Source organism: Kitasatospora sp. NPDC007106, assembly GCF_040634455.1.
GTDB classification, from domain to species: domain Bacteria; phylum Actinomycetota; class Actinomycetes; order Streptomycetales; family Streptomycetaceae; genus Kitasatospora; species Kitasatospora arboriphila.
Genome location: NZ_JBEYFP010000196.1, coordinates 1 through 9,933, shown reverse-complemented (window position 1 = coordinate 9,933; position 9,933 = coordinate 1). Strand labels below are relative to the sequence as shown.

The window sequence follows — 9,933 nt, the reverse complement described above, 5'->3', positions numbered from 1 at the left end:
GTGCCGGCCCGGGTGCGGGTGGCGGACGGGCCGGCGCGGCTGCACCCGTCCCGGCCCGTGCACCAGCGGCCGGACCAGCGGCAGCGCCGCAGGGTCCGCGGCGTGCCGTGCGGCGTGGACGGGGGCGGTGGCGCGGTGCTCGGCCATCGGCCGGCCTCCTGTCGGTCTGGTTCCGGCGGGGTCTGCTGCTGTTGCTATCGACCGTCCGCGGCGCCGCTGAAGGACCCGCCGCCGACGGCCGGGGGACCGCCGCGGTGTCACCTATCCGGGTGAGGCGGCCCGTGCTGCCGGGCCGGTCGGAGCGGTCCGGCGTGCGGCCGGTTGACGTGCGGGAAGGCCCGGAGGTGCACGAAGGAGTACGGCCGGGGCAGGTGAAAACCTCGGTGCACGGCGGCCGGGCGGCCGGACCTACCGGCCGGTAGGGCGGAGGATCGGCAGGCGGACGAGCCCAGGGAGGCGGCATGGCGACCGAGGTGACCACCGGCGGCGGACCGGCCGCGGCGCAACGGGCGGGCGGACCCCGGCGCGGGCTGGTGCTCGGCGGCGGCGGCATGCTCGGCGCGGCCTGGACGGTCGGGGCGCTGTGCGCGGTCGAGGAGGCCACCGGCTGGCGGCCCGGCTCGGCGGACGTCGTCCTCGGGACCTCGGCCGGGGCCATCCTCGGTGCGCTGCTCGCGGTCGGCGTCCGGCCGGGCGAGCTCCGCGACCACCAGCACGGGTTGCCGATCACCACCGGCCCGCTGGCCGGCGTCGCGTTCGACTACGACACGGCGGCCGGCGGTGCGCTGCCGCCGCGGCCCGCACCCGGCATCGGCTCGCCCGGCCTGCTCCGGGACGCCGTCCGGCACCCGCGCGAGTACCCCTTCCTCACCATGGTCTCCGCCGTCGTCCCGCCCGGCCGCGGCTCGGTGGCACCGGTCGGCGACCTGGTGCGCGCGCTGCCCGGCGGGGACGGCTGGCCGGACGGCTCGCCGCTGCGGGTGGTCGCGGTGGACTACCGCAGCGGCCGCCGGGTGGTCTTCGGCGACGCCGGGGCGCCGCCCGCACCGATGGCCGACGCGGTGATGGCGTCCTGCGCGATCCCCGGCTGGTTCGCGCCGGTCGAGGTGGCCGGCGGTCCCTACGTCGACGGCGGCTGCTGGTCGGCGACCAACGCGGACCTGATGGTCGGACGCGGCCTGGACGAGATCTACGTGCTCGCGCCGATGGCCCTGCGGCTGCACCCGGAGGGGCGCGCCGAGCCCGGCCGGGGCGCGGTCGCCGCACTGCGCGAGTGGCGGGCCCGGGACCGGCCGCGCGGCATGCTCGCCCAGCTGGTCAGCCGCTACCGGCGCACCGTCACCCGGCAGATGATGCGCGAGGCGCGGCTGCTGCGCTCCTCCGGCACCCGGGTGCAGCTGCTCGCCCCGACCCTGGCCGACCTGGCCGTGATGGGCCCCAACATGATGGACCCGGCCCGCCGGCCCGAGGTGCTGGACTCGGCGCTGCGCACCACCCTGGGGGCGCTCGGCGCGCCGCGTTGACCCGCCGGTGCGCACGGTCTCCGCCGTCCGGGCCGTACGGTGATCACCGGGCCCGTATCCTTGGGGGCGCGGCGGTCGCGGCCCGACGGTCCGCACGACCCAGGACACCACCCAGGAGCGGAGTGCCAGCGATGCGCGTGTACGTGCCCACCACGTTGACCGGCCTGGCGGCCGCGCACCCCGGCGGCGTCCTGGAGCAGGTCGCGGCCTACGCCGTCACCCCCGCGCTGCGCGAGTGGTACGTCAGCGACGACATCGAGGAGCTGGAGTACGCGGCGCTGAACCGTGCCGCGCACGCCTCCGTGCGGCTGCTGGCGGCCGACCCGGCGGCGCCGCGCCGGCGGGTCGTCGTCGCGGTGGAGGTCGCGGACTCCGCGGTCGGCGCGTTCGCCGGCGACGAGTACCAGGACCAGGCCTCGCTCGGCCGGGTGGTGCTGCACGGCCCGGTGCCGCTGGCCAAGGCCGCCGCGGTGCACGCGGACGTCGCGGACGCGGACGTGGTCGCCGACGTGGCGGCCGCGGCCGACGCGGTCGAGGCGGCCGACAAGGGCGACGAGGACGCCCAGTTCACCGTCGACGGCGCCGAGGACCACGAGCTGCTCTGGTTCGCCACCCAGGAGATCCCGGGCCTGCTGGCCTGACCGTCGGCGCCGGCAGGTAGCGTTCCTGGGATGCGCACGCACATCGTCTGGGACTGGAACGGCACGCTCTTCCACGACATGGAGGCCGTGCTGGGCGCCAGCAACGCCGCTTTCGCGACCGTCGGGCTGAACCCGCTCACCCTGCAGGAGTACCGCGAGCTCTACGAGATCCCGATCCCGCGCTTCTACCAGCGGCTGCTCGGCCGGGTGCCCAGCCAGGCCGAGTGGGAGGCGCTGGACGACGCGTTCCACGACCGCTACCGCGAGCTCAGCCCGGACTGCGGCCTCACCACGGGCGTTCCGGACCTGCTGAACGGCTGGCTGGCCCGGCCCGGCCGCAGCCAGTCGCTGCTGTCGATGTACGAGCACGAGCGGCTGGTGCCCGTGGTGGACGCCTTCGGGCTGACCGACCGGTTCCTGAGGGTGGACGGCCGCACCGGCGCCTCCGGCGGCCGCAAGGCCGGCTTCCTGGCCGCCCACCTCACCGCGCTCGGCCCGGGCCTGGAGCCCGCCCGCACGGTGCTGATCGGCGACGCCGTGGACGACGCGCAGGCCGCCCTGGAGTCGGGGATCCACGCGGTGCTGTACACCGGCGGCTCGCACACCCGGGAGAAGCTGGAGGGCGTCGGCGTGCCGGTGGTGGACTCCCTCGCCGAGGCCGTCGCGGTGGCCGAGGAACTGGCCGGCTGACCGGCCGACCCGGGGCGGCGCCGCCGGTGATCGCGGCCGGCCGGGCTCGGCGGGTGCGGCCGGGGGCAGGCGTGTCGGCGGGCCCGGATCCGGGCGGCTGCGGTCAACCTGGTGGGGCAGCCGTCACCGGAACGAGCGGAGCCCCGCATGCCCCTGGACGCCGTCACCCGGGTCCCCGTCCCCCTCGGCGAGCCGGTGCGCGGCCACGCCCCCGGCAGTGCCGAACGGGAGCGGCTGGAACGCCGGCTGGACGAACTCGCCGCCGAACCCCTGCCGCTGCCGATGACGATCGCCGGCGAGCTGCGGTTCGGCGGCGGCGAGCGGATCGACGTCGTCCAGCCGCACCACCGCGCCGCCCGGCTCGGCGTGCTCGGCAGCGCCACCCACGAGGACGCCCGGCTCGCCGTGGACGCCGCGCTCGCCGCCGCCCCGGACTGGCGGGCCCTGCCCTTCGACGAGCGGGCCGCCGTCCTCCTGCGCGCCGCCGACCTGCTGGCCGGCCCCTGGCGGGAGACCCTCGCCGCGGCCACCGTGCTCGGCCAGTCCAAGACCGCCCTGCAGGCCGAACTCGACGCCGTCTGCGCCCTCGCCGACCTCTGGCGGTCCGGGGTGCACACCGCCCGGCGGATCCTCGCCGAACAGCCCGCCTCGCCGCCCGGGACGTGGCGGCGCGCCGACCACCGGCCGCTGGACGGCTTCGCCTACGTGCTCACCCGGTTCGACTCCACCGCCGCCGCCGGGTACGCGGCCACCGCCCCCGCCCTGATGGGCAACACCGTGGTCTGGAAGCCCGCGCCAGCCCAGACCTTCGCCGCCCACCACCTCATGCGGCTGCTGGAGGCGGCCGGACTGCCGCCCGGCGTGGTCAACCTGGTCACCGGCGACGGCCGGGCGGCCTCGCAGGTCGCCCTCGCCAGCCCCGCCCTCGCCGGACTGCACTTCACCGGCACCGCCGCGGCCTTCCACGGCCTGTGGACGGAGATCGCCGCGCACCTCGACCGCTACCGCAACCGGCCGAGGATCACCGGCGATACCGGCGGCAAGGGCTTCCTGCTCGCCCACCCGTCGGCCGACCCGGACCTGCTGCGCACCGCGCTGGTCCACGGCGCCTTCGCCCACCAGGGGCAGGGCCGCTCCGCGCTCGGCCGCGCCCACCTGCCGCGCACCCTCTGGCGGCGGATCCGCGCCGACCTCCTCGCCGAGGTCGACGCACTGGCCGTCGGCGACGTCACCGACCTCGGCACCGCCATGGGCGCGCTGATCGACGGACCGGCCTACGAGCGGACCCGCGCCGCGATCGAGCGGGCCGGACGCGACCCGGGCACGGAGCTCGCGGCCGGCGGCCAGTACGACGACGCCATCGGCTGGTTCGTCCGCCCGACCGTGCTGGACTGCGCCGACGGCCGCGGCGAGGTCTTCCGGACGGACTGCCCCGGCCCGGTCCTGGCCGTCCGGGTGTACGAGGACGCGGACTGGGAAGCCGCCTTGCACCGGGTGTGCACCGACGCCCCGCAGGCACCGACCGGCTCGGTGCTCGCCCGGGACCGGTACGCGACCGCGCAGGCCGTCGACCGGCTGCGGTTCGCCGCCGCCGGCCTCCGCGTCAACGGCGGGCCGGGCGGCACCGTCGACCGCGCCGGCGCCGCCGCCGACCTGCTCCGATGGACGTCCGTCCGCGCGGTCGAGGAGGCCTTCGGGGCGCCCGTCGGTGACAGCCGGACGCACCTGGGGTGACGGGACGGAAACAGCTGACAGGGGCTGACGCGAAGTGACCCGCCGGTTTGGACAAGGTGTCCAGTAGGGCGTCGGCATCCTGCAGGATTGCTCCTCCGTGTCCCCTGACACCTTCGTTTCATCAGGTTAGGCTGACTGGCGTCGCCGGGCCTTCCCCCGCTGGCCAAACGAGCTGTCGTACCCAGGTGCAGGGCTTCTCATGCGTGGCACGAGCGGTTTTCGCCCCCGGGATGCGGGAGCATTGCGGACAGACCCGGCGGTGCACACCCAGCCATCACCGAGTCACGCAACGGCGCGCGACAGGAGCCAAACAGTCATGCAGACCAAGCTGGACGCAGCCAAGGCCGAACTGCTCACCAAGGCAGCAGCAGCCGCTGAGAACAGCCAGGTGGGGGGAGCGGCGCCAGGGGAGGGTCTGAGCAACGGTGCTCTGGCCGCGTACCTGCACCACTACTACCTCCACACCGCGCCCGAGGACCTGGTCGACCGCGACCCGGTCGACGTCTACGGCGCGGCCGCCTCCCACTACCGGCTGGGCCTCAAGCGCCCACAGGGGACGGCGGAGGTCCGGGTGCACACCCCGACCGTCGAGGAGAACGGCTGGAGCTGCGGCCACACCGTGGTCGAGGTCGTCACCGACGACATGCCCTTCCTCGTGGACTCGGTCACCAACGAGCTGACCCGCCTCGACCGCGGCATCCACCTCGTCGTCCACCCCCAGCTCGCCGTCCGCCGCGACATCACCGGCAAACTGCTGGAGATCCTCGACATCGACGCCTGCTCGCGCAGCCAGGCCGCCGGCGCCGAGTGGCCCGCCGACGCCGTCGTCGAGTCCTGGATGCACATCGAGATCGACCGCGAGACCGACCGCGCCGACCTCCGCTCCATCGAGACCAACCTGCGCCGCATCCTCGGCGACGTCCGCGAGGTCGTCGAGGACTGGTCCAAGATGCGCGACTCCGCGCTGCGCCTCGCCGACGAGCTCGCCGAGCAGCCCCCGGCCCACCTGCCCGAGCAGGAGGTCGGCGAGGCCTGGGAGCTCATGCGCTGGCTGGCCGACGACCACTTCACCTTCCTCGGCTACCGCGAGTACGACCTCGTCGAGCACGAGGGCGAAGAGGTCCTCAAGGCCGTCGCCGGCACCGGCCTCGGCATCCTGCGCGCCGACCCGCTGAGCCACGACAGCGACCACCACCCGGTCAGCGAGGCCTTCGGCCGGCTCTCCGCCCCCGTCCGCGCCAAGGCGCACGAGAAGAAGCTCCTCGTGCTCACCAAGGCCAACAGCCGCGCCACCGTGCACCGCCCCGCCTACCTCGACTACGTCGGCGTCAAGCGGTTCGACGCCAACGGCGAGGTCGTCGGCGAGCGCCGCTTCCTCGGCCTGTTCTCCTCCGCCGCGTACACCGAGTCGGTCACCCGCATCCCGGTCGTCCGCCGCAAGGTCCAGGAGGTCGTCTCCGGCTCCGGGTTCTCCGGCGACAGCCACGACGGCCGCGACCTGCTGCAGATCCTGGAGACCTTCCCCCGGGACGAGATGTTCCAGACCCCGGCGGCGGAGCTCCAGGCCATCGCCACCAACGTCCTCTACCTGCAGGAGCGCCGCCGGCTGCGGCTGTTCCTCCGCCAGGACGAGTACGGGCGCTACTTCTCCGCGCTGGTCTACCTGCCGCGCGACCGCTACACCACCCGCATCCGGCTGCGCCTGACCGAGATCCTCAAGGAGGAGCTCAGCGGCGACGCGATCGACTACACGGTGTACGCCACCGAGTCGGTCCTCACCCGCCTGCACTTCGTCGTCCGGGTCGCCCCCGGCGCCGAGCTGCCGCAGCTCACCGACGCCGAGGTCGAGCGGATCGAGGCCAAGCTCGCCGAGGCCGCCCGCTTCTGGATGGACGGCTTCAACGACCAGCTCCACATCGAGCTGGGCGAGGAGCGCGCCGCCGAGCTCGCCCACAAGTACGCCAACGCCTTCCCCGACGGCTACCGCGCCGACTTCACCGCGCGCACCGCCGTCGCCGACCTCAAGCAGATCGAGGCGCTGCACGGCGAGGGCGACTTCCGGCTCAACCTGTACCAGCCGGTCGGCGCCGGCGACGACGAGCGCCGCTTCAAGATCTACCGGGTCGGCGGCCCGATCTCGCTCACCGAGGTCCTGCCCGTGCTGCAGCGCCTGGGCGTCGAGGTCCTCGACGAGCACCCGTACGCGCTGCGCCGCTCCGACGGCACCACCGCGTGGGTGTACGACTTCGGCCTGCGGCTGCGCGAGGCCACCGAGCTGACGGACGAGGCCCGCGAGCGCGTCCAGGAGGCCTTCTCGGCCACCTGGACGGGACGCGCCGAGAACGACGGCTTCAACGGCCTCGTCCTCACCGCCGGCCTGACGTGGCGCCAGGCCATGATGCTGCGCGCCTACGCCAAGTACCTCCGCCAGGCCGGGAGCACCTTCTCCCAGGACTACATGGAGGACGCGCTCCGCAACAACGCGCACACCACCCGCCTGCTGGTGAACCTCTTCGAGGCCCGGCTCAGCCCCAGCCACCGGCTGGGCGCCGACGAGCTCACCGAGGGCCTCATGGAGGAGCTCGACGGCGCGCTCGACGAGGTCGTCTCGCTCGACGAGGACCGCATCCTGCGCTCCTTCCTGCACCTCATCAAGGCCACCCTGCGGACGAACTTCTTCCAGCACGCCGACGACGGCGACCGGCACTCCTACGTGTCGATGAAGTTCGACCCGAAGGCGATCCCGGACCTGCCGGCGCCCCGCCCGGCCTTCGAGATCTGGGTGTACTCCCCGCGCGTCGAGGGCGTCCACCTGCGCTTCGGCAAGGTCGCCCGAGGCGGCCTGCGCTGGTCCGACCGCCGCGAGGACTTCCGCACCGAGATCCTCGGCCTGGTCAAGGCCCAGATGGTCAAGAACACCGTCATCGTGCCGGTCGGCGCCAAGGGCGGCTTCGTCGCCAAGCAGCTGCCGGACCCGTCGGTGGACCGCGACGCCTGGCTGGCCGAGGGTATCGCCTCGTACAAGACCTTCATCTCGGCGCTGCTCGACATCACCGACAACCTCAAGGGCGGCGAGGTCGTCCACCCGGTCGACGTCGTCCGCCACGACGAGGACGACACCTACCTGGTCGTCGCCGCCGACAAGGGCACCGCGACCTTCTCGGACATCGCCAACGGCGTCGCCGAGTCGTACGGCTTCTGGCTGGGCGACGCCTTCGCCTCCGGCGGCTCGGCCGGCTACGACCACAAGGGCATGGGCATCACCGCCCGCGGCGCCTGGGAGTCCGTCAAGCGGAACTTCCGCGAGATCGGCGTCGACACCCAGACCGAGGACTTCTCCGTCGTCGGCATCGGCGACATGTCCGGCGACGTCTTCGGCAACGGCATGCTGCTCAGCGAGCACATCCGGCTGGTCGCCGCCTTCGACCACCGGCACATCTTCCTCGACCCGAACCCGGACGCCGCGGTCTCCTACGCCGAGCGCCGCCGGCTGTTCGACCTGCCCCGCAGCTCCTGGGACGACTACGACAAGTCGCTGATCTCCGCCGGCGGCGGCGTCTTCCCGCGCACCGCGAAGGCCATCCAGCTCTCCCCGCAGGTCCGCGAGCGGCTCGGCGTGCAGGCGGCCAAGATCACGCCGGCCGAGCTGATGAAGGCGATCCTGCAGGCGCCCGTCGACCTGTTCTGGAACGGCGGCATCGGCACCTACGTCAAGGCCTCCACCGAGACCAACGCCGAGGTCGGCGACAAGGCCAACGACGCGATCCGGGTCAACGGCAACCAGGTCCGCGCCCGGGTCATCGGCGAGGGCGGCAACCTCGGCTGCACCCAGCTCGGCCGCATCGAGTTCGCCGCGAGCGGCGGCCCCGAGGGCACCGGCGGCTGGATCAACACCGACGCCATCGACAACTCGGCCGGCGTCGACACCTCGGACCACGAGGTGAACATCAAGATCCTGCTCAACCAGGTCGTCGCCGACGGCGACATGACGGTCAAGCAGCGCAACGCGCTGCTCGCCGAGATGACCGACGAGGTCGGCCGCCTGGTGCTGCGCAACAACTACGCGCAGAACGTGGTGCTCGCCAACGCCGTCGCCCAGGCCGCCAGCATGGTCAACGTGCACGCCCGCATGATCAACCGGCTGGAGGCCGACGGGCAGCTCGACCGGGCCCTGGAGTTCCTGCCCGTCGAGAAGCAGATCCGCGAGCGCCAGCAGGCCGGCCGCGGGCTCTCCCAGCCCGAGCTGTCCGTCCTGCTCGCCTACACCAAGATCACGCTGGCCGACGAGCTGCTCGCCACCGACCTGCCCGACGACCCGTACTTCCGCGACGCGCTGCACCTGTACTTCCCCAGCGCGCTGCGGGCCCGGTTCGCCGACGCGATCGACAACCACCCGCTGCGCCGGGAGATCATCACCACCCTGATCGTCAACGACACGATCAACCGCGGCGGCTGCACCTTCGCCTTCCGGCTCCGCGAGGAGACCGGCGCGACGATGGAGGAGATCGCCCGCACCCACGCGGCCGCCCGCGCCGTCTTCGGCCTGGAGCAGCTCTGGGACCAGATCGAGGGCCTGGACAACAAGGTCGCGGCCCGGGTGCAGATCAAGATGCGCCTGCACGTCCGCCGGCTCGTCGAGCGCGCCACCCGCTGGATGCTCAACAACCGGCGCCAGCCGCTGGACATCGCCGGCACCATCGAGTTCTTCCACGACCGGGTCAACCAGGTCTGGGAGAGCCTGCCCAAGCCGCTCCGAGGCGAGGACCTCGGCTGGTTCGAGGCGGTCTACGAGGAGCTCGCCGCCGCCGGCGTGCCGGACGAACTGGCCAACCGGATCGCCGGACTCTCCTCGGCCTTCCCGACGCTCGACATCGTCGGCGTCGCGGACCGCTCCGACTCCGACGTGATGGAGGTCGCCGAGCTCTACTACGACCTCGCCGACCGCCTGCAGATCACCCACCTGCTGGACCGCATCATCGAGCTCCCGCGGACCGACCGCTGGTCCTCGATGGCCCGCGCCGCCATCCGCGAGGACCTCTTCGCGGCGCACTCCGCGCTCACCGCGGACGTGCTGGCCTGCGGCCCCGCCGGCTCCTCGCCGGAGGACCGCTACAAGGCCTGGGCGGACCTCAACGGCACCCTGCTCAGCCGTGCGAAGACCACCCTCGACGACATAAGGGGTTCGGACAACTACGAGCTGTCCAGCCTCTCGGTCGCGATGCGGGTCATCCGCACCCTGCTGCGCACCGGCCGCTGACCCGGCAGCTCCCGCGGGGGCGGACCGTCCGAACCGGACGACCCCGGCGAGCGTCGGCAGCCTCAAGCCGATCGCGGGCTACCCCACC

Annotated in this window: 5 protein-coding genes; all 5 read left to right on the top strand. The window is 73.7% G+C overall.

The annotated features are described in order from the left end of the window. Positions 1 to 461 precede the first annotated feature (461 nt). Positions 462 to 1,523: a patatin-like phospholipase family protein gene (locus ABZ641_RS17465; RefSeq protein ID WP_359982756.1), complete on the top strand. Its 1,062-nt coding sequence runs from the start codon at positions 462 to 464 to the stop codon at positions 1,521 to 1,523. A 131-nt stretch (positions 1,524 to 1,654) separates the two neighbouring features. Beyond that, positions 1,655 to 2,164, top strand: a complete 510-nt coding sequence (locus tag ABZ641_RS17460; RefSeq protein WP_344623459.1) for a hypothetical protein — start codon at positions 1,655 to 1,657, stop codon at positions 2,162 to 2,164. Positions 2,165 to 2,194: 30 nt separating this feature from the next. Beyond that, positions 2,195 to 2,854, top strand: coding sequence for an HAD family hydrolase (locus tag ABZ641_RS17455; protein ID WP_344623400.1), 660 nt, complete (start codon positions 2,195 to 2,197; stop codon positions 2,852 to 2,854). 153 nt (positions 2,855 to 3,007) lie between these two features. Beyond that, positions 3,008 to 4,588 carry an aldehyde dehydrogenase family protein gene (locus tag ABZ641_RS17450; protein ID WP_359982758.1) on the top strand — a complete coding sequence of 527 codons (1,581 nt, stop codon included), beginning with the start codon at positions 3,008 to 3,010 and terminating at the stop codon, positions 4,586 to 4,588. 316 nt (positions 4,589 to 4,904) lie between these two features. Then, positions 4,905 to 9,845, top strand: coding sequence for an NAD-glutamate dehydrogenase (locus tag ABZ641_RS17445; protein ID WP_344623401.1), 4,941 nt, complete (start codon positions 4,905 to 4,907; stop codon positions 9,843 to 9,845). The last annotated feature ends 88 nt before the right edge of the window (positions 9,846 to 9,933 follow it).

Coding starts and splice junctions, on each gene's coding strand:
- ABZ641_RS17465 (WP_359982756.1), top strand. CDS start 462: ATGGCGACCGAGGTGACCACCGGCGGCGGACCGGCCGCGGCGCAACGG.
- ABZ641_RS17460 (WP_344623459.1), top strand. CDS start 1,655: ATGCGCGTGTACGTGCCCACCACGTTGACCGGCCTGGCGGCCGCGCAC.
- ABZ641_RS17455 (WP_344623400.1), top strand. CDS start 2,195: ATGCGCACGCACATCGTCTGGGACTGGAACGGCACGCTCTTCCACGAC.
- ABZ641_RS17445 (WP_344623401.1), top strand. CDS start 4,905: ATGCAGACCAAGCTGGACGCAGCCAAGGCCGAACTGCTCACCAAGGCA.